The sequence below is a fragment of the Streptomyces sp. NPDC126503 genome (assembly GCF_040302405.1).
Taxonomy (GTDB): Bacteria; Actinomycetota; Actinomycetes; order Streptomycetales; family Streptomycetaceae; genus Streptomyces; species Streptomyces gulbargensis.
Window position 1 is genome coordinate 1 of sequence record NZ_JBEORS010000001.1, and the last position, 17,983, is coordinate 17,983.

Below are 17,983 nucleotides of genomic sequence, written 5' to 3' on the forward strand. Positions count from 1 at the left end.
CAAACCGGCACACACCGCCTCCGCCGCCCCCAGATCACACCCGCCCGTGAACACCGACAACCGGCCCAGCACCGCCCGCTCCGCGGGATCCAGCAGCTCCCACGACCAGTCCACCACCGCCCGCAGCGTCTGCTGACGCGGCAGCACCGTACGCGCCCCCGACGTCAGCAACCGGAAACGGTCGTCCAGCCGCTCCGCGATCTGCCCCACCGTCAGCACCCGCAACCGGGCCGCCGCCAGCTCGATCGCCAGCGGCAACCCGTCCAGCCGCCGCACCACCTCACCCGACGCCACCGGATCCTCCCCCACCCGGAAACCCGGCCGCGCCGCCGCACCCCGCTCCCCCAGCAACCGCAACGCCGCCTCCCGCGGCAACGGCCCCACCGGCCGCACCACCTCACCCGGCACCCCCAACGGCTCCCGGCTCGTCGCCAGCACCCGCACCCCCGGACACCGGGCGAGCAGCTCCTCGGCCAGGCCGGCCGCCGGGCCCAGCAGGTGTTCGCAGTTGTCGAGCAGGAGCAGCATCCGGCGCCCGGCGCAGTGCTCCACGAGCCGCTCGACAGGGTCGCCCCCGCCGCGCAGCTCCTCGGCCCCGGCTCCGCGCAGCACGGTCTCCCGCGCGCCGACGGCGGCGAGCACCGCCTCGGGCACGGCCTCCGGGTCGCGTACGGCGGCGAGTTCGGCCATCCATACGCCGTCGGGCCAGGATCGGGCGACCCGCTCGGCCACCTCCTGCGAGAGCCGCGTCTTCCCGGCCCCGCCGGTCCCGAGCAGCGTCACGAGCCGCGACGCATCGAGGTCGTCCCGGATCGCGGCGATCTCCTGCTCCCGCCCGACGAAGCTGGTCAGCCGTGCCCGGAGGTTGCCGGGCGGCGCGGCGGCCGTCCCGTGCTCCCCCACAGGCGTGGGGCCGGACCCGGTCCCGGCGGTGGGCGCCGCCTCCGGATTCAGGAGTTCGGCGTGGAGGGCGAGGAGGGGCGGCGACGGGGTGGTGCCGAGGTGGGCGGAGAGGGCGCGGCGGAGGGTTTCGTAGGCGGCGAGCGCTTCCGCCGGGCGGTCCGTGGCGCGCAGGGCGCGGATGCGCAGGGCGTGGAGGGGCTCGTCCAGGGGGTGGGCCGCGCAGAGGGCGGTGAGGTCGGGGAGGGCGGAGGCCGCGTCGCCGAGGGCCAGGGCGGCGCCGAGACGGGCGCGGCGGGCGTCGAGGTGGCAGGCCTCCCAGCGGGTGGCCTCCGCCTCCCGGTCCGGCAGGTCGGCGAGGGGCGGCTCCCGCCACAGGCCGAGGGCCTCGTCCAGGAGCGCGGCGGCGCGGCCCGGGTCCCCGGCGTCGAGCGCGGCCGTGCCGTCGGCGGTGAGGCGCGCGAAGCGGTGGAGGTCCACGTCCGCCGGATCGGCGGCGAGGCGGTAGCCGCCCACGGCGGAGAGGACGCGGTCCGGGCCGATCGCCCGGCGGAGCCGCCCGACGAGGGCCTGGAGCGCGGCGACGGCGTCGGCGGGCGGCTCCGTGCCGTGCCACACCTCGTCGACGAGGGTGCCGGCGGGCACGGTCCGTCCGGCCCGCAGGGCCAGGACCGTGAGGAGCGCCCGCAGCCGGGGGCCGCCGACCGCCACGCCGGTGCCGTCGGGGGCGTGGACCCGGGTCGGGCCGAGGACGGAGTAGCGCACGCCCCCCATTCTCCGTGAGCGCCGTCCCGCGCGGGACCGTTGCCGTCCCGCACCGGCACCTCGGGGGTGGAACTCGGGCGGCCCACCGGTACGTTTCCCGCAGACCGATGCACGGCCCGCCCACTCCTCCGTCCCCTGGGAGCCCCCGATGACCACGGCCACCACCCGGCGCCACGAGCGGCGGGTCAGTCCCGTCTTCCTGGCGATCCTCGCCGTCATGGCCGTGACCGGCTGGGCGGTGTGGACGGACTTCGCCGCCTCCCCCGGTCTGGCCGTCTTCCTCTTCGTGGTCTCGGCGTGGGTGGTGTCGCTGTGTCTCCACGAGTACGCGCACGCCCGCACCGCCCTGCACGGCGGCGACGTCACCGTGGGCGCCAAGGGCTATCTGACGCTGAACCCGCTGGCGTACACCCACGCCGTGCTGAGCGTCGTCCTGCCGCTGCTGTTCGTGATCATGGGCGGGATCGGCCTGCCGGGCGGCGCGGTCTTCATCGAGCAGGGGCGGATCAAGGGCCGCTGGAAGCACAGTCTCGTCTCGGCGGCGGGCCCGCTGGCCAACGTCCTCTTCGCCCTCGTCTGCACGGCCCCGTTCTGGCTGGACGCGCTCGACGGCGTGCCGGTCGCCTTCCGGTACGCCCTGGCCTTCCTGGCGTTCCTCCAGGTGACGGCGGCGCTCCTGAACCTGCTGCCGGTGCCCGGGCTCGACGGCTACGGGGTGCTGGAGCCCTGGCTGTCGTACAAGGTGCGGCGGCAGGTCGAGCCGTACGCGCCGTACGGCTTCTTCGTGGTGATCGCCCTGCTGTTCGTCCCGGCGGTCAACGCGGCCTTCTTCGACGCGATCGACGCGCTGATGCGGGGCCTCGGGGTGCCGGAGCTGACCCGGTACTGCGGCTCGCAGCTGTTCCGCTTCTGGACGGACGCGCCGGAGTTCTGCGCGGTCTGACCGGGGGCCGGGCCCTACGCCCCGGCCTTCGCGCGGCGGATGTAGTACCAGGCCATGTTGGAGGAGAGGCCCGCGAGGAGCACCCACACGATGCCGAGGAAGCTGCCCTGGACGAAGGAGACCACGGCCGCGGCGACGGCCAGGGCGCAGACGACGAGGGCGTAGAGAGCGAGGCGGGGCATGGGGGTCGGCTCCTGTTCGGGTACCGGTGCGTGCGGCTGGTGGTGCCCGTCCAGTGTCCCCCATGCCCCGAAGCGTCCGGACTCGGCCTCCGTCCGGGGGCGGTCCCGGCTCAGACGTCGGTGATCCGCAGGCCCGCGTGCGCCTTGTAACGGCGGTTGACGGAGATCAGGTTGGCGACCAGGGACTCCACCTGGTGGGCGTTGCGCAGGCGGCCGGCGAAGACGCCGCGCATGCCGGGGACGCGCCCGGCGAGGGCCTGGACGATCTCCACGTCGGCGCGCTCCTCGCCGAGGACCATCACGTCGGTGTCGATCTCCTCGACGGTGGTGTCCTGGAGGAGGACGGCGGAGAGGTGGTGGAAGGCCGCGGTCACCCGGGAGTCCGGGAGCAGGGCCGCGGCCTGCTCGGCGGCGGAGCCCTCCGCGGGCTTGAGGGCGTAGGCGCCCTTCTTGTCGAAGCCGAGCGGGTTGACGCAGTCGACGACGAGCTTGCCGGTGAGTTCCCCGCGGAGGGATTCCAGGGTCCTGGCGTGGCCGTCCCACGGCACGGCGACGATGACGACGTCGCTGCGGCGGGCGCACTCGGCGTTGTCGGCGCCCTCGACACCGAGGCCGATCTCCGCGGCCGCCTCCCGGGCGCGTTCCGCCGCGCGGGAGCCGAGGACGACCTTCTGCCCGGCCTTGGCGAGCCGGTAGGCGAGGCCGCGGCCCTGTTCGCCGGTGCCGCCGAGGACGCCGACGACGAGGCCGGAGACGTCGGGGAGGTCCCAGGGGTCCTTGGGGGCCTTCCGGGGCTCGGTGGCCAGCGGGGGGACCACGGGAGCGGCGGCCAGGGGGGCCTTGGAGGCCGAGGGGTCCAGGGGTTCCGTCGTGGAAGTCATGACCCCGACATTACCGACCGGTCGGGTGCGCCTGGCCTTGCCCGTACGGGTGGAACCGGCGGCAACGGGCCACGTACGGGCGCCGCCTGGTGCAGGATGCGGCCCCATGGATGCCGTTCGGGTCGCGTTGCTGCGGGAGGTGCTCGCCGGGACGGAGTGGCCGCGGGCCGCACGCCGGTTCGCCGGTGCCCTCCGCGCCTCGGTCGTACCGCACCGGGGCGGGCTGCTGCTGGTGGGCACGGAGGAGTACGAGCCCTGGCACCTGGCCGCGCACCTGGTGGACGAGTCGGCCTGGTCCGGGCTGCCGGAGCTGGCCCCGACGCTGGTGCGGCACCGGGTGCGGCCGGGTGATCCGGCGCATCTGGCGGTCGGCCTCGGCCGGCTCGCGGCGGCCGGGCGCGGGTCGACGCTGCTCCTGGTGGCGCCGGAGCGGCCGGACGCCGGGCTGCTCCAGCGCGTGCACGACGCCCGCCGGGCGGGGGCGACGGTGCTGGCCCTGGACGGCGGGGACGCGGAGGTGCGGGGGCTCGCGCACGAGGAGCTCACCGTGACGGAGGGCGCGGAGGTGGACCTGGACACCGTGCAGCACCTGGTGAGCGCGGCGGCCGGGGAGAACAGCCTGCCCTCGCCGCGCGGCCGGCGCCGGTTCGCCGACCGGCTGGCCCGGCTCGCGGACCGGCTGACGGCCCCTCCCCCGCCGCGCTGGTGAGCCCGCCCCCCGGGGGCGGGACGCACCGGGTAATCCGGTTGCCGGGCGGCGCCGGGCGGACGGAGCATGTCTCCTCGTGTTCTCCAAGCTCTCCGCCGTGCTGCCCGACCTGGCGCCGTGGCGCGCCTCGCGCGACTTCCGGCTGCTGTGGGTCCAGGGGCTCGTCACCTACTTCAGCGGCGCCACGGCGATGATCGCGCTGCCGCTGCAGATCAAGGAGCTGACGGGTTCGCCGCTCGCGGTCGGCGCCATGGGCGCGGTCGAGCTGGTGCCGCTGGTGGTGTTCGGCCTGTACGGCGGGGCGCTCGCCGACGCGGTCGACCGGCGGAAGGTGATCCTCGGGACGGAGGCGGGGCTCGGTCTGCTGGCCCTGCTGCTGTTCCTGAACGCCCTGCTCCCGGAGCCGATGCTGTGGCCGCTGTACGTGGTGGCGGCCGGGGTGTCGGCGCTGGCCGGGCTCCAGCGGCCCGCCCTGGACTCGCTCTTCGCCCGGATCGTGCCGCACGAGCACCAGACGGCGGCGGCCGCCCTGAACTCGCTGCGGTGGCAGTTGGGCGCCGTCGCGGGGCCGGCGATCGCGGGGCTGGTGGTGGCGTACGCGGGTCACGCCCCCGCCTACGCGCTGACGGTGGCCGGTTTCGCGCTCTCGGTGCTGCTCTGCCGTCGTCTGTCGCCCGCGCCGCCCGCGCACGACGCCGAGAAGCCCTCGCTGCGGGGCATCGCGGAGGGGGCGCGGTACGCCTGGTCGCGGCCCGTGCTGCTCGGGACGTACGCGGTGGACCTGGCCGCGATGTTCTTCGCCTTCCCGAACACGATCTTCCCGTTCCTCGCGGACGAGCTGGACGCGGACTGGGCGCTGGGCCTGATGTACGCGGCGGGCTCGGTGGGCTCGCTGGTCCTGGGCCTGACCAGCGGCTGGACGTCGCGGGTACGGCGCCACGGCCTGCTGGTGGTCTTCGGCGCGGCGGGCTGGGGCGTGGCGATCGCGGCGGCCGGCTGGTTCGGGAACATCTGGCTGGTGCTGCTCTGCCTGGCGTGCGCGGGCGCCGGCGACATGCTGAGCGGTCTGGGCCGCTCGACCATCTGGAACCAGACCGTCCCGGAGGAGCTGCGCGGCCGGCTGGCGGGCATCGAGGTGCTCTCCTACAGCGTGGGCCCGCAGCTGGGTCAGGTCCGGGCGGGCGCGATGGCCGGCTGGACGGGGACCCGGGCGGCGGTCTGGTCGGGCGGCCTGGCCTGCGTGGCCTCCGTGGGCCTGCTCTGCCTGGCGCTGCCGAAACTCCTTACGTACGACTCCGAGACGGACGAGGACTCGCTCGCCCGCAGGGCCGCGCAGCGGGACGCCGCCACGCGGACGGGCGCGATGCCTCCGGCCCAGGACGGCGCCGGGTCGGGGACCACCGGAGCCGTCTGAGCCCGCCCTCGTCGGCCGGCCGGGACGCCGCCGTCCTCACCGCCCGCCGAGGCCGGAGGCGGACGGCGCTCGGGGCGGCGCGCGTCACGGTCGGTGTCCGCGACGCCCGGGGCCTCCTCCTTTCCGGCGCCCGGCGAGGAGGAGGCCCCGGCCGCGCGGCAGGACGTGCGGGCTAGTCCGGGTTCTCGTCCTTCCCGGCGGCGTCGTGCCAGCGGGGGTCCGTCTCCCATTCCAGGTTCCGCTCACGGGCGGTCTCCAGGGCGTGGGCGGCCTCCTCCCGGCTGGGGTACGGGCCGAAACGGCTCTTCGCCGGGCACTCGGGGCCTTCCTCGACCTTCTTGTGCTCCAGGCAGTAGAACCATTCGCCCGGCTTTCCGGCGGTGCGCTTCTTGAACAGGGCCATCGTCGGGGGCTCCTTCCTCCGAGACCATGCTGCCCCACCCGTGGTCGTTAGACTCGCTGGCATGTCTGGCCAGTCGCTTCTCGTACCGGGGGAGCTCTCCCCCCACCGCTCCGTCCCCGGCTCCATCCGCCGCCCCGAGTACGTGGGGAAGCCCGCCCCGGCCCCGTACACGGGGCCCGAGGTGCAGGATTCCGACACCATCGAGCGGATGCGGATCGCCGGCCGCATCGCCGCGCAGGCGATGGAGGAGGCCGCCAAGCACATCGCCCCGGGCGTCACCACCGACGAGCTCGACCGGGTCGCGCACGAGTTCATGTGCGACCACGGCGCCTACCCGTCGACGCTGGGCTACCGCGGCTTCCCGAAGTCGCTGTGCGCCTCGGTCAACGAGGTCATCTGTCACGGCATCCCGGACTCCACGGTGCTGCGGGACGGCGACATCGTGAACCTGGACGTCACCGCCTACATCCACGGCGTGCACGGCGACAACAACGCCACCTACCTCTGCGGCGACGTGGACGAGGAGTCGCGGCTGCTGGTGGAGCGGACCCGGGAGTCCCTGAACCGCGCCATCAAGGCCGTCAGGCCGGGCCGCCAGATCAACATCATCGGCCGGGTCATCGAGTCGTACGCCAAGCGCTTCGGCTACGGCGTCGTGCGGGACTTCACCGGGCACGGCATCAACTCGTCCTTCCACTCCGGCCTGATCGTGCCGCACTACGACTCCCCGCACCACACCACGGTCATCAAGCCGGGCATGACCTTCACGATCGAGCCGATGCTGACCCTCGGCACCCACGAGTACGACATGTGGGAGGACGGCTGGACCGTGGTGACCAAGGACCGGAAGCGGACCGCGCAGTTCGAGCACACCCTCGTGGTGACCGAGAACGGGGCCGAAATTCTCACGTTGCCCTGACCCCCGAAGCGGGTAGCGTCTTACCGACAGGACGTCGGGAACCGTTGACTTAGGTATGCCTAAGTAGGCAGGATCGTCATCGGTTCCCGTCCCATCGGTCCCGGAGGCCCGCCTTGGACACGCCCTTCTCCACGCTCATCCGCACGGCGTCGCACGAGCAGCACACGGAGGCGGAGACGTCGTCCTTCATGACCGACCTCCTGGGCGGACGCCTGGGCGTCGACGCCTACGCGCGCTACACGGAGCAGCTCTGGTTCGTCTACCGCGCCCTGGAGGAGGGCGCGGAGGCGCTGCGTGACGACCCGGTCGCCGGACCGTTCGTGCGGCCGGAGCTGTTCCGCACGGCCGCCCTGGAGCGGGACCTCGCCCACCTGCGGGGCGACGGCTGGCGCGCCCGTGCCTCCGCGCTGCCGGCCACCGCCGCGTACGCCGAGCGGGTCGCGGCGTGCGCCCGTGACTGGCCGGCCGGTTATGTGGCCCACCACTACACCCGTTACCTCGGCGACCTGTCGGGCGGTCAGATCATCCGCGACAAGGCCGAGCGGACGTGGGGGTTCGCGCGCAAGGGCGACGGCGTGCGGTTCTACGTCTTCGAGGAGATCGGCAACCCGGCCGCGTTCAAGCGGGCGTACCGGGAACTGCTCGACGGGGTGAACGCCGACGACCTGGAGAAGCAGCGGATCGTGGACGAGTGCCGGCGCGCCTTCGCCTTCAACACGGCCGTCTTCCGCGAGCTGGGAGCCGAGTTCCCGCTCAGCGCGTGAAGCGGCGGGAGCGGGGACCCGTCACCGGGTGAGCGTGGCCTCCAGGAGGACCCGGCCGCCGAGTTCCACGACGCCGCCGGGGCCGGGGGCGGTGAGGAGCTGGGAGCCGCGGCCCTGGGTGATGTTCAGGGCCCGGCCGAGTTCGGCCGTGAGCAGCAGGGCCGCCGCGCCGGTGGCCTCGTCCTCGTCGATGCCGTCGCCGCGCCCGGGGAAGGCGCGGGCGCGGATCCGGCCGGCGGCCTCCTCCTCCCACGCCCAGGCGTAGATCCACTCGCCGGGCGCGGGCACCTCCAGCGCCTCCACCTCGGCGGCGGAGCCGTACCGGCGCAGGGTGCGCGGCGGCGCCCACTCGGCGCGGGCCTCGATCCAGGTGAACTCGCCGTCCCCGCGCACCCACACCTCGCCCGCGGGCGGGCGCACGACCTCCAGGTCGAGCAGCCAGGCGGCGCCGACGAGCGGGTGCCCGGCGAAGGGCAGGCGCACGCCCGGGGTGTAGATGTCGACGATCCCGCGCTCGGGATCGTCGACGAACACGGTCTCGCTGAAGCCGAGTTCCTTGGCCAGGGCCTGCCGGGCGGCCTCGTCGGCGTGCCCGCGCCCGTCCCGTACGACCCCGAGCCTGTTGCCGTGCCGGCCGTCGCCCGCGCAGAAGACCCGGAGGACGTCGATCTCGGTGGCGGAACTGCCGTACGCGGTCGTGTTCATGTCGGAATTGAACCACCCGGGAACCGGACGGCAGGGGCGCACCACGGATTCCGGTCCCGGCCCGGTCACGGTGCCCGGTCCCCGGATCCGCTCCCTTCCCGGCCCCGATAAGGTCGGGGGCGTCCGTGCCGGGTGGAGGAGCAGAAGGCGACCGATGAGAAGGCTGAGGCGACCGCTGGAGCAGTCCCGGTCGGAGTCGGAACCGCAGGCGCGTACGCGGCTGCCGGTGCGCGCGGCGCGCGGGGTCGCGACGACCGCGGCGGCGCTCGCGCTCGCGCTGACGGCGAGCGGCTGCGTGACCGTGCACGGCGAGCTGGAGCTGCTGCCGCCGGCCGGCCGGGAGGAGGCCGCGCGGGCGCTGGCGGAGTTCACCGCCGCGTACAACCGGGCCGACAAGAAGCACGACCCGGCCCTCGCGGCGGGGCGGGTCACCGGGCCGTTCGGGGCGATCAATCAGGCGGGGCTGCGCGCGCGGGCGGTCACCGCCCCGGGCGGGAACCCGAACCACCTGCCGCTGGAGCTGACGGACGCGCGGTTCGCGCTGCCGCGCAAGGCGGGCTGGCCGCGCTGGTTCCTCGCGGACGCCGACTCGAACCGGGACGTCGACGAGGGTGCCGCCGACAACCGCTGGCTGCTGACCTTCGTACGGAACGGGCCCGACCAGCCGTGGGAGGTCGCGCACCTGGTGATCCTCGGTACGGACACGGTGCCCGAGTTCGCCGAGGAGGAGGGGTACGCGGTCCCCGTCGCCGCCGGCGCGGGCGCGGGTGGTGAGGGCGAGGGCGAGGGCGCCTCGGCCCTGTCGGTCGCGCCGGAGGACCTCGGGGCCCGGTACGTGGCGTTCCTGAAGGACGGGGAGCAGGGGCCGCTCGCGGCGGGCCCGCACACCACGCGCTGGCGCGCGGACCGGCTGAAGGCGGCCAAGCGGCCGGGGCTCGCCACCCAGTACCTCGACCAGGTCGCCGATCAGGGTGACTTCGCGCCGCTGGGGCTGCGGACCAAGGACGGGGGCGCGCTCGTCCTCTTCGCGACCCGGTACTTCGAGCGGCAGACGGCGGCGCAGGGCTACCGGCCGAAGGTGGCGCCGGAGGTGAAGGCGCTGATGACCGGCGAGGTCTCGCGCACGGTCACCAAGGAGTGGGTGTCGGACCAGGCGGCGCTGGTGAAGCCGGCGGGCGCGGACAGCGAAGGGGTCGTGGTCCTGGGCCGCCTCCAGGGCGTGGTGGCGGCCGAGGGCTCCTGACGCGGGGCCCCGGCTCAAGCAGCTCAGCGCGGTGCGGGCTCAGCACGGCCGGCGCGGCCCCGGCTCAGGCGGCTCAGCGCGGCCCCGGCTCAAGCGGGTCAGCGGGTCAGTGGCCAGGCGATCTCGTGGGCCGCGTCGCCCTCGCCGTGCTCCGACTCCCGCGCGGCGACGTGCCGGGCGCAGGCGTCGGTGAGGGCTTCCAGGAGGTTCAGCGGGTCGGGCAGGGCGTGTTCGGGGCCGCGGACCCAGGTGACGGCGGGATGGGCGTCCTCGTCACCGGGGAGCCGGGCGGGCGGGACGAGGACGTAGCTGCCGCGGCAGTGCCAGCGCAGTCCGGGGTGCTCGTCCATGGTCTCGGGATGGCAGTCGAGCTCGCACGGCCACCATTCGTCCTCGTCCTCGGGGGTGCCGCGGGTGGCGGTGAAGAACAGCATCCGGCCGGCGTCGCCGACGCTGTCGGGGGACTCGGCGACCGGGCCGACGTCGACGCCTTCGGCGAGGAGGCGTTCCAGGGCGGCGCGGCCGGCGGACAGCGGCACGTCCAGGACGTCGTGGACCATGCCGGTGGCGGTGATGAAGTTGGCCCGGGGCTCGTTCCGCGCCCAGCGCTCGACCTGCGCGCGGTCGGTGGTCGACTGGGTCTGCCAGGCGAAGGAGACGGGGTGGCGGGCGGGGGTGGGACAGCCGATCCGCTCACAGGAGCAGCTGTAGCCGACGGGGTACGCGGCGGGGGCGAGGGGCAGCCCGGCGGCGGCGACGGCCAGGAGCAGCTTCTCGCGGTCGTTCTGGTCTTCGGCCGCGGTCCGTTTGGGGCGCCTGCGCAGCCACTGTGCGAGTTTGCTCTCCGTGCCGCGGTAGCGGCCGATACCGTCGCCCATCTATCCCCTCACACCTCATGCTCGCCCGTTCGGCTCTGCCCATGGTCCCACCATCCTGCGCTCCGGGTGACCGGAGTGGGGAACCGGGGTGCGGAACGCGGGACCCCGGCGGCCCCGGGGAGGGGCCCGGCGGGAGCCGTCCAGGGCCCTCAGGGGCGCGGTGCCAGGCCGCGCAGGACGTGGTCGACCAGGGCGTCGGCGTAGGCGTGGGTGAGCGGCAGGGTGCGGTGGATCCAGCGGTGGTGGAGGGGGCCGACGAGCAGTTCGACGGCGAGGCGCGGGTCGGTGTCCGGGGCGATGTCGCCCGCCCGGCGGGCGGCCTCGATGCGGCGCGTGTAGTACGCGAGCTGGGGTTCGAGCAGGGCCTCGGTGAAGCGGGCGCCGAGGTCGGGGTCCACGATCCCCTCGGCGGCCAGGGCCCGGGTGGGCACCTCGAAGGCGGGGTCGTTCATCTCGTCGACGGTGGCGCGCAGGACGTACTTCAGGTCGGCGGCGAGGTCGCCGGTGTCGGGGATCTCACTCTCGGCGGTGCCGCCGAGGGCCTCGTTCGCTCGGGCCGCGAGGTCGAGGAAGGCGTCGAGGAGGACCGCGGCCTTGGAGGGCCACCAGCGGTAGATGGTCTGCTTGCCGACACCGGCACGGGCGGCGATGCCCTCGATGGTGGTCTTCGCGTAGCCGGTCTCCGAGACGAGGGCGAGGGCGGCGTCGAAGATGGCGCGGCGGGAGCGCTCGCTGCGGCGGGAGGCGTCGGGCGCCTTGGCCTTCCCGGGCGCCGCGGGTGTCGCGGACGTCCGGGGGGCCTGGGGAGTCCGGGTCGGCCGGGGATCGGAAGACATGGTGCTCAATCTAGCAGCTCACGAGACGGTACGTCTCGCCAGCGGCGGACCGGGCCGGAATCGGTCGGCCCGCCTCCCCCGCACCACGGGTTCCCCTGTCCTCACCCGTCTCCCCCCGCCCCGCCGACGACCCGGCGGCACCGCTCCGAACCACCCGAACGGTCCACAGCGCGCGGGCCTCCGGGAGCGGACCATGGGGACACCGATTCTCGGTTCTTCCGTCCGTCCGTTCGTGAGGAGCCCGCATTGCGCCCCACTCCGCGCACGCCCTCGCCCCGCCGTTACCTGATGTGCCCACCCACGCACTTCACGGTGACGTACTCCATCAACCCGTGGATGGACCCCACGAAGCCGGTCGACCTTCCGCTGGCCCTCGCCCAGTGGGAGGACCTGCGCGACCGCTACCGCTCGCTCGGCCACACCGTGGAGCTGCTCGACCCGCACCCCGCCCTCCCCGACATGGTGTTCGCCGCGAACGGCGCCACCGTCGTCGACGGCCGGGTCCTCGGCGCGAAGTTCGCGTATCCCGAACGCACCGACGAGGCGGCCGTCCACCTGGCCTGGTTCCGCAGGAACGGCTGGGCGGAGGAGGACCTGCGCGAGCCGGACCACGTGAACGAGGGCGAGGGCGACTTCGCCGTCACCTCCTCCTGGATCCTCGCCGGGCGCGGCTTCCGCTCCAGCCCGCTCTCCCACGACGAGGCGCAGGAGTTCTTCGGCCGCCCGGTGATCGGCCTGGAGCTGGTGGACCCGCGCTACTACCACCTGGACACCGCGCTGTGCGTCCTGGACGACGCCCGCGACGAGGTCATGTACTACCCCGGCGCCTTCTCCCCCGGCAGCCGCGCGGTCCTCGCCCGGCTCTTCCCCGACGCCCTGCTCGCCACCGAGGAGGACGCGGCGGCGCTCGGCATGAACGCGGTCAGCGACGGCCGCCACGTGCTGCTCCCGCAGACGGCGGTGGGCCTCTTCGAACCGCTGCGGCGCCGCGGCTTCGAGCCGATCGGCATGGACCTGAGCGAGCTGCTCAAGGGCGGCGGCAGCGTGAAGTGCTGCACCCAGGAGCTGCGGCCCTAGGGTCGTTCTTCCGGGTCAGGCCGGATCAGGCCGGCTCCCCCGGGGGCCAGGGGTCGCCCCACTCGGCGTCCCTGGCCTCCTTGTAGAGCGCGCCGTGCCGCTTGGTGACGGTCTCGCGCGCGAGACCGTCCGGGCCGCAGAGCTCCAGGAGCACCTGGCCCTTGCGGATCTGCGGCCTGCGGGTGATCCGGGCGGCCGCCGGGGTCACCGGGAACCGGACCGCCGCCACGTACGCGTACTTCTCGTCCTCGTACGGCAGCGAGCCGCCCTTCACCCGGCGGTGCAGGGAGGAGCGGGTGACGCGGGCGGAGAAGTGGCACCAGTCGGTGCCGGGCACGATCGGGCAGGCCCCGCTGTGGGGGCAGGGCGCGGCGACCGTGAAGCCCGCGCCGACGAGCTGGTCGCGGGCGGCGATGATCCGCTCGTAGCCGTCGGGGGTGCCGGGCTCGACGATGACGACCGCGCCCCGGGCGGCGCGGGCGGCCTCGGTGACCAGGGCGGTCCGGTCGGCGACGGTCAGCTCCTTGAGCACGTACGAGACGGTGACGAGGTCCGTGTCGGCGAGGCGCAGCGCCGTGCCGACCTGTTCGCGCCGCCACTCGGCGTCGAGGACGCCCCGGGCCAGTTCGCGGCCGAGCGCGAGGGCCGGCTCGGCCCAGTCCAGGACGGTGGTCCGGGGCGGGTTCTCCTCCCAGGCCCCGGCGACGGCCCAGCTCGCCGCGCCGGTGCCGCCGCCGACGTCCGTGTGCGTGCCGGGCGCCCAGCCGGGTGCCGCCTCGCGCAGCGCGGCGAGGGCGCCCCGTACCGCCTCGAAGGTGGCGGGCATCCGGTACGCGGCGTAGGCGGCGACGTCGGAGCGGTCGCGCAGCACGGGGGCGTCCGTCGGGGTGGTGCCCCGGTAGTTGGTGATGAGCCGCTCGACGGCCTTCGCGGCCCGGGAGGGCGGCAGCCCGTCGAGGAGCCCGGCGAGGGCGGCGCGCAGGGACTCGGCGGAGGGAGGAGAGGCGTTCACCGAGACAGTCTAGGCGCCCCCGCGTGTCCGGAACCGGCCCCCCGGCTTCGGGGGCGGGCCGTCTCAGCTGCCGGTGGCCACCGGGCGCCGCCAGGGGCGGCAGAGGCCGAGGAAGCAGCCGAGGGCGAGGACGGCGCAGGCGAGCTGCACGGCGGCCATCGGCACCGCCGTCCGCTCCCCGGCGATGCCGACGAGCGGGGAGGCGACCGCGCCGATGAGGAAGGAGGAGGTGCCGAGGAGCGCGGAGGCGGAGCCGGCGGCGTGCGGGGTGCGCATGAGCGCCTGCGCGTTGGTGTTGGGCATGGCGAGACCCATCGCCGACATCAGGACGAAGAGTCCGGCCGCGATCGGCACCAGTCCGGGTTCCCCGAAGACCCCGGTGGTCATGAGGAGCAGCGCGGCGGCGGCGAGCAGGATGGCGGCGAGTCCCCAGCCGAGCACCTTGTCCAGGCTGACGCGGCCGACGAGCAGCTTGCCGTTGATCTGGCCGACGGCGACGAGGCCGACCGAGTTGAGGCCGAAGAGGAGGCTGAAGGTCTGCGGCGAGGCGCCGTAGATCTCCTGGACGACGTAGGGCGAGGCGGTGATGTAGGCGAAGAGCGCGGCGAAGGCGAGGCCGCCGGCGAGCATGTAGCCGGTGAAGACCCGGTCGGCGAGCAGGCCGCGCATCGTCCGCAGGGCGTCGGCGACGCCGCCCTGGTGGCGGCGTTCGGCGGGCAGCGTCTCGCCGAGGAAGCGCCAGACGACGACGGTGAGCAGGAGCCCGATCACGGCGAGGACGTGGAAGACGCCCCGCCAGTCGGTGATCCGCAGGATCTGGCCGCCGATGAGCGGGGCGACGATGGGCGCGGCCCCGGAGATCAGCATGAGGGTGGAGAAGAAGCGGGCCATCTCGACGCCGTCGTACAGGTCGCGGACGACGGCACGGGCGATGACGATGGCGGCGGCGCCCGCGAGTCCCTGGAGCAGCCGGAAGGCGATGAGGAGGTCGGCGGTCGGGGCGAGGGCGCAGACGGCGGTGGCGAGGACGTACACGGCCATGCCGGCGAGGAGCGGCCGGCGGCGCCCCCACTTGTCGCTCATCGGCCCGACGACGAGCTGACCGACGGCCATGCCGGCGAGGCAGGCGGTCAGGGTGAGCTGGATGGTGGCGGCGGGGGCGTGCAGGGCGCGGGTGACCTCGGGCAGGGCCGGGAGGTACATGTCCATGGAGAGCGGCGGGAGGGCGGTGAGGCCGCCGAGGACGAGGGTGACGAGCAGACCGGCCCGCCGGAGCGCGGCGGTGGGGGCGGGGGGCCCGGCCGGGGTGGCGGCGCCCGTCGCGGACGTGCCGGAGCGGGCGGCGGGGTCGCCGTCCGCCGGAGGGGCGGCGGCCGGTTCGGGGGTCGGGGATATGGGTCCGTGCGTCGTGGTCTTGCCGCTCTCCGGCATCGACAGCTCCATTTCGTTGAATCCTTGCCTATGCTCTCAGCTCGATCGGCATGGTCGAGACCTGTGGGGTGGGGATGGACGGGAACAAGGTCGGGAACCGGACGGTGCGCTGGGGCGTGCTCGCGACCGGCGGGATAGCGGAGCGGTTCACCTCCGACGTGGGGGGCCTGGAGGGCGCTGAGGTCGTGTCGGTGGCGTCCCGTACGGAGGCGTCGGCGCGGGCCTTCGCGGACCGGTTCGGGATTCCCCGGGCGTACGGGGGCTGGGCGGGCCTCTTCGCCGACGCGGAGGTGGACGTGGTGTACGTCGCGACGCCGCACCACGCGCACCGGGAGGCGGCCGGACGCGCCCTGGAGGCGGGAAAGGCGGTCCTCTGCGAGAAGGCCTTCACGCTCAACTCCGGTGAGGCGGAGGAGCTGGTGGGCATCGCCCGGGACCGGGGCCTCTTCCTGATGGAGGCCATGTGGATGTACTGCAATCCGCTGATCCGGCGCCTCGCGGAGCTGGTACGGGACGGGGCGATCGGCGAAGTCCGCACGGTTCAGGCGGACTTCGGGCTCGCGGGGCCGTTCGGCCCGGGCCACCGGCTGCGCGACCCGGCCGTCGGCGGCGGGGCGCTGCTCGACCTGGGAGTCTACCCGGTGTCGTTCGCACAGCTGCTGCTCGGCGAGCCGTCCGCCGTCCAGGCGCACGCGCTGCTCTCCCCCGAGGGGGTGGACCTCAACACCGGGATGCTGCTGGGCTGGGAGTCGGGCGCGTCGGCGCTGCTGTCCTGCTCGATCGTGGCGGACACTCCGCTGACGGCATCGGTGACGGGGACGGAGGGCCGGATCGACGTCCCGCGCGGTTTCTTCTTCCCCGAGCGGTTCACGCTGGTGCGCAACGGGGGCGCGGAGCCGGAGGAGTTCGTGAACGCGGACGACCCGCATTCGCTGCGGCACGAGGCGGCCGAGGTGATGCGGTGTCTGCGCGGGGGTGAGAAGGAGTCGCCGCTGGTGCCGCTGGAGGGCACGCTCGCGGTGATGCGGACGCTCGACGCGGTGCGTGAGCGCGTCGGCGTCCGCTATCCCCGGGAGGCCGGCACCGTCCCGCCGGCGGTGGGCCGCGCCGAGCCGGTGGTCACGCCGGCCTGAGCCCGGCCGGCCCGGGATCCCGTCATCACGCCGGCCTGAGTCCCGGGCCGCCGCACCGGCCCGGGACCTGCTCGTCACGCCGGCGTGAGCCCCTGGTTCCCCGCCTCCGTGACGAAGGAGGCGGCGGTGGTGACGGGGGCGCCCGGGGTCGTCACGTACGGGACCGTACGGAAGTCGGCGCGGGCGCTGTCCTCGGTGAGCGCGACGGTGACGTAACCGCGCCGCCCGTTGAAGAACTTCAGGTGCCCATTGGCCTGCATCAGCCGGTCGTAGTTCGCGGGACGGTCGGCGCCGTCCTTGCCGCTGGCGATGGAGGTGGCGACGATCTCGGTGCCGAGGGTCCGGGAGGACGGGTCGCGGAAGTCGGCCTTGATGTCGAAGCCGTAGCCGACGTGGACGTCCCCGGTGAGCACCATCAGGTTCTCCACCCCGGCGGCCTCCGCGCCCGCGAGGACCCGCTGCCGGGAGGCCGGGTAGCCGTCCCAGGAGTCCATGGACACCTTGAAGTCGGCGGTGGGCCGGTCGCGGCGCTCGGAGAACACGACCTGCTGCGGCAGGAGGTTCCAGCGGGCGTCGGAGGCGCGCCAGCCGTCGAGCAGCCAGCGTTCCTGCGCGGCGCCGGTCATGGTGCGCGCCGGGTCCTCGGACGCGGGGCCCGGGACCTGCCAGCCGTCCCCGTACGCCTGGTCGGAGCGGTACTGCCGGGTGTCGAGGATGTCGAACTGGGCGAGGCGCCCGAAGCGCAGCCGCCGGTACAGCCGCATGTCCGGGCCCTCGGGCAGCTGGGGGTGGCGCAGCGGCTGGTGCTCCCAGTAGGCGCGGTAGGCGGCGGCGCGGCGGAGCAGGAACTCCTCGGGCGGGACGCCGTTCTCGGGCGTGCCGCCGGCGTAGTTGTTCTCGGTCTCGTGGTCGTCCCAGGTGACGACGAAGGGGTGGGCGGCGTGGGCGGCCCGCAGGTCGGGGTCGGACTTGTAGAGCCCGTAGCGGAGCCGGTAGTCCTCCAGGGTGATCGTCTCGCGGTTGAAGACGGCCGGGAGGGTGCGGTCGGTGTAGGCGCGGGCGCCGCCGGTGGCGTTCACGGCGTACTCGTACAGGTAGTCGCCGAGGTGGAGGACGACGTCGAGGTCCTCGTCGGCCAGGTGGCGGTAGGCGGTGAAGTAGCCGTCGTGGTAGGCCTGGCAGGAGACGGCGGCCAGGGTGAGCCCGGCGGGCCGGTCCCCCGGGGCGGGGGCGGTACGCGTGCGGCCGACCGGGCTGGTCCAGTCGCCGGCGCGGAAGCGGTAGAAGAAGGCGCGGCCCGGCTCCAGGTGTTCGGCCTCGACGTGGACGGTGTGGCTGAACTCGGGGTGGGCGGTGGCCCGGCCGCGCCGTACGACACGGGTGAAGCGCTCGTCGCGGGCGAGCTCCCAGTGGACGGAGACCCGGCGGGCGGGCAGTCCGCCGCCCGGTTCGAAGGGGCGCGGCGCGAGCCGGGTCCAGAGGAGGACGGAGCCCGGCAGCGGGTCGCCGGAGGCGACGCCCAGGGTGAACGGGTCCTCGGTGAGGCGGCGGGCGTCGAGTTCGGCGGCGGCCGCGGTACCCGCCGCGGGCAGCTGGGTGGCGAAGGCGAGCGCCGCGGCGGCGCCGGTGACGGTGAGGAACCGGCGGCGGCCGAAGTGGCGTGCGGCGGCGCGGAGTTCCCGGTCGTGCTGCTGTCCCTGAGTCATGTGCCCCTCCCCTGACGGATGATGTCCGTCCGGTATTCGAGGCGTGCGGGGCGTCATCCTGTTGTCGGGGACAGGACATCCA

The 17,983-nt window shown here is 74.6% G+C and carries 18 protein-coding genes; 8 read left to right on the plus strand and 10 right to left on the minus strand.

Annotated elements, in window-relative coordinates:
* On the minus strand, positions 1-1,674 hold a 1,674-nt coding region (locus ABTY40_RS00005; RefSeq protein WP_352057408.1), incomplete at its 3' end, for an AfsR/SARP family transcriptional regulator.
* A gap of 139 nt (positions 1,675-1,813) precedes the next feature.
* Here ABTY40_RS00005 and ABTY40_RS00010 point away from each other — a divergent pair.
* Complete coding sequence (locus ABTY40_RS00010) at positions 1,814-2,608, plus strand: site-2 protease family protein (RefSeq protein ID WP_352057409.1); 795 nt, start codon at positions 1,814-1,816, stop codon at positions 2,606-2,608.
* Between the two features lie 14 nt (positions 2,609-2,622).
* Here the strand turns inward: ABTY40_RS00010 and ABTY40_RS00015 are convergent, their stop codons facing one another.
* A complete protein-coding gene (locus ABTY40_RS00015) occupies positions 2,623-2,790 on the minus strand; it encodes a hypothetical protein (protein WP_345289831.1) in 168 nt (55 codons plus the stop codon).
* A 110-nt stretch (positions 2,791-2,900) separates the two neighbouring features.
* The gene (gene npdG / locus ABTY40_RS00020) at positions 2,901-3,671 is read right to left on the minus strand and encodes an NADPH-dependent F420 reductase (protein WP_352057410.1); all 771 of its coding nucleotides are present in this window, start codon (positions 3,669-3,671) and stop codon (positions 2,901-2,903) included.
* Between the two features lie 106 nt (positions 3,672-3,777).
* On the opposite strand from npdG, the gene ABTY40_RS00025 reads away from it, so the two are divergent.
* Complete coding sequence (locus tag ABTY40_RS00025; RefSeq protein ID WP_352057411.1) at positions 3,778-4,380, plus strand: hypothetical protein; 603 nt, start codon at positions 3,778-3,780, stop codon at positions 4,378-4,380.
* 76 nt (positions 4,381-4,456) lie between these two features.
* Positions 4,457-5,794, plus strand: a complete 1,338-nt coding sequence (locus ABTY40_RS00030; RefSeq protein WP_352057412.1) for an MFS transporter — start codon at positions 4,457-4,459, stop codon at positions 5,792-5,794.
* Between the two features lie 172 nt (positions 5,795-5,966).
* Here ABTY40_RS00030 and ABTY40_RS00035 read toward each other — a convergent pair whose 3' ends face one another.
* On the minus strand, positions 5,967-6,197 hold the full coding sequence (locus ABTY40_RS00035; RefSeq protein ID WP_352057413.1) for a hypothetical protein: 231 nt from the start codon (positions 6,195-6,197) through the stop codon (positions 5,967-5,969).
* A gap of 61 nt (positions 6,198-6,258) precedes the next feature.
* On the opposite strand from ABTY40_RS00035, the gene map reads away from it, so the two are divergent.
* On the plus strand, positions 6,259-7,116 hold the full coding sequence (map, locus tag ABTY40_RS00040; RefSeq protein ID WP_352057414.1) for a type I methionyl aminopeptidase: 858 nt from the start codon (positions 6,259-6,261) through the stop codon (positions 7,114-7,116).
* A gap of 113 nt (positions 7,117-7,229) precedes the next feature.
* Positions 7,230-7,880 carry a biliverdin-producing heme oxygenase gene (locus tag ABTY40_RS00045; protein WP_352057415.1) on the plus strand — a complete coding sequence of 217 codons (651 nt, stop codon included), beginning with the start codon at positions 7,230-7,232 and terminating at the stop codon, positions 7,878-7,880.
* A 21-nt stretch (positions 7,881-7,901) separates the two neighbouring features.
* On the opposite strand, the gene ABTY40_RS00050 is transcribed toward ABTY40_RS00045, so the two are convergent.
* A complete protein-coding gene (locus ABTY40_RS00050) occupies positions 7,902-8,585 on the minus strand; it encodes a PhzF family phenazine biosynthesis protein (RefSeq protein WP_352057416.1) in 684 nt (227 codons plus the stop codon).
* 154 nt (positions 8,586-8,739) lie between these two features.
* On the opposite strand from ABTY40_RS00050, the gene ABTY40_RS00055 reads away from it, so the two are divergent.
* Complete coding sequence (locus ABTY40_RS00055; RefSeq protein WP_352057417.1) at positions 8,740-9,828, plus strand: SCO2278 family lipoprotein; 1,089 nt, start codon at positions 8,740-8,742, stop codon at positions 9,826-9,828.
* Between the two features lie 98 nt (positions 9,829-9,926).
* On the opposite strand, the gene ABTY40_RS00060 is transcribed toward ABTY40_RS00055, so the two are convergent.
* Positions 9,927-10,706 carry a bifunctional DNA primase/polymerase gene (locus ABTY40_RS00060; protein WP_352057418.1) on the minus strand — a complete coding sequence of 260 codons (780 nt, stop codon included), beginning with the start codon at positions 10,704-10,706 and terminating at the stop codon, positions 9,927-9,929.
* 149 nt (positions 10,707-10,855) lie between these two features.
* Complete coding sequence (locus ABTY40_RS00065) at positions 10,856-11,542, minus strand: TetR/AcrR family transcriptional regulator (protein ID WP_352057419.1); 687 nt, start codon at positions 11,540-11,542, stop codon at positions 10,856-10,858.
* Positions 11,543-11,788: 246 nt separating this feature from the next.
* Between ABTY40_RS00065 and ddaH the strand changes: the two genes are divergently transcribed.
* Positions 11,789-12,619, plus strand: a complete 831-nt coding sequence (gene ddaH / locus ABTY40_RS00070) for a dimethylargininase (RefSeq protein ID WP_352057420.1) — start codon at positions 11,789-11,791, stop codon at positions 12,617-12,619.
* Between the two features lie 25 nt (positions 12,620-12,644).
* Here the strand turns inward: ddaH and ABTY40_RS00075 are convergent, their stop codons facing one another.
* Together ABTY40_RS00075 and ABTY40_RS00080 are read right to left on the minus strand one after the other, a co-directional pair.
* Positions 12,645-13,631 carry a small ribosomal subunit Rsm22 family protein gene (locus ABTY40_RS00075; RefSeq protein ID WP_352057421.1) on the minus strand — a complete coding sequence of 329 codons (987 nt, stop codon included), beginning with the start codon at positions 13,629-13,631 and terminating at the stop codon, positions 12,645-12,647.
* A 63-nt stretch (positions 13,632-13,694) separates the two neighbouring features.
* The gene (locus ABTY40_RS00080; protein ID WP_502990466.1) at positions 13,695-15,062 is read right to left on the minus strand and encodes a Bcr/CflA family multidrug efflux MFS transporter; all 1,368 of its coding nucleotides are present in this window, start codon (positions 15,060-15,062) and stop codon (positions 13,695-13,697) included.
* A 50-nt stretch (positions 15,063-15,112) separates the two neighbouring features.
* Here ABTY40_RS00080 and ABTY40_RS00085 point away from each other — a divergent pair, with 50 nt between their 5' ends.
* On the plus strand, positions 15,113-16,195 hold the full coding sequence (locus ABTY40_RS00085; RefSeq protein WP_352057423.1) for a Gfo/Idh/MocA family protein: 1,083 nt from the start codon (positions 15,113-15,115) through the stop codon (positions 16,193-16,195).
* Between the two features lie 74 nt (positions 16,196-16,269).
* On the opposite strand, the gene ABTY40_RS00090 is transcribed toward ABTY40_RS00085, so the two are convergent.
* Positions 16,270-17,901, minus strand: a complete 1,632-nt coding sequence (locus ABTY40_RS00090; RefSeq protein WP_352057424.1) for an alkaline phosphatase D family protein — start codon at positions 17,899-17,901, stop codon at positions 16,270-16,272.
* Positions 17,902-17,983: the final 82 nt, after the last annotated feature.

What these genes read in the sequence shown, in the direction of transcription:
- ABTY40_RS00010 (WP_352057409.1), top strand. Translation starts at nt 1,814, where the DNA reads ATGACCACGGCCACCACCCGGCGCCACGAGCGGCGGGTCAGTCCCGTC.
- ABTY40_RS00015 (WP_345289831.1), bottom strand. Translation starts at nt 2,790, where the DNA reads ATGCCCCGCCTCGCTCTCTACGCCCTCGTCGTCTGCGCCCTGGCCGTC.
- npdG (WP_352057410.1), bottom strand. Translation starts at nt 3,671, where the DNA reads ATGACTTCCACGACGGAACCCCTGGACCCCTCGGCCTCCAAGGCCCCC.
- ABTY40_RS00025 (WP_352057411.1), top strand. Translation starts at nt 3,778, where the DNA reads ATGGATGCCGTTCGGGTCGCGTTGCTGCGGGAGGTGCTCGCCGGGACG.
- ABTY40_RS00035 (WP_352057413.1), bottom strand. Translation starts at nt 6,197, where the DNA reads ATGGCCCTGTTCAAGAAGCGCACCGCCGGAAAGCCGGGCGAATGGTTC.
- map (WP_352057414.1), top strand. Translation starts at nt 6,259, where the DNA reads ATGTCTGGCCAGTCGCTTCTCGTACCGGGGGAGCTCTCCCCCCACCGC.
- ABTY40_RS00050 (WP_352057416.1), bottom strand. Translation starts at nt 8,585, where the DNA reads ATGAACACGACCGCGTACGGCAGTTCCGCCACCGAGATCGACGTCCTC.
- ABTY40_RS00055 (WP_352057417.1), top strand. Translation starts at nt 8,740, where the DNA reads ATGAGAAGGCTGAGGCGACCGCTGGAGCAGTCCCGGTCGGAGTCGGAA.
- ABTY40_RS00060 (WP_352057418.1), bottom strand. Translation starts at nt 10,706, where the DNA reads ATGGGCGACGGTATCGGCCGCTACCGCGGCACGGAGAGCAAACTCGCA.
- ABTY40_RS00065 (WP_352057419.1), bottom strand. Translation starts at nt 11,542, where the DNA reads ATGTCTTCCGATCCCCGGCCGACCCGGACTCCCCAGGCCCCCCGGACG.
- ABTY40_RS00080 (WP_502990466.1), bottom strand. Translation starts at nt 15,062, where the DNA reads ATGCCGGAGAGCGGCAAGACCACGACGCACGGACCCATATCCCCGACC.
- ABTY40_RS00085 (WP_352057423.1), top strand. Translation starts at nt 15,113, where the DNA reads ATGGTCGAGACCTGTGGGGTGGGGATGGACGGGAACAAGGTCGGGAAC.
- ABTY40_RS00090 (WP_352057424.1), bottom strand. Translation starts at nt 17,901, where the DNA reads ATGACTCAGGGACAGCAGCACGACCGGGAACTCCGCGCCGCCGCACGC.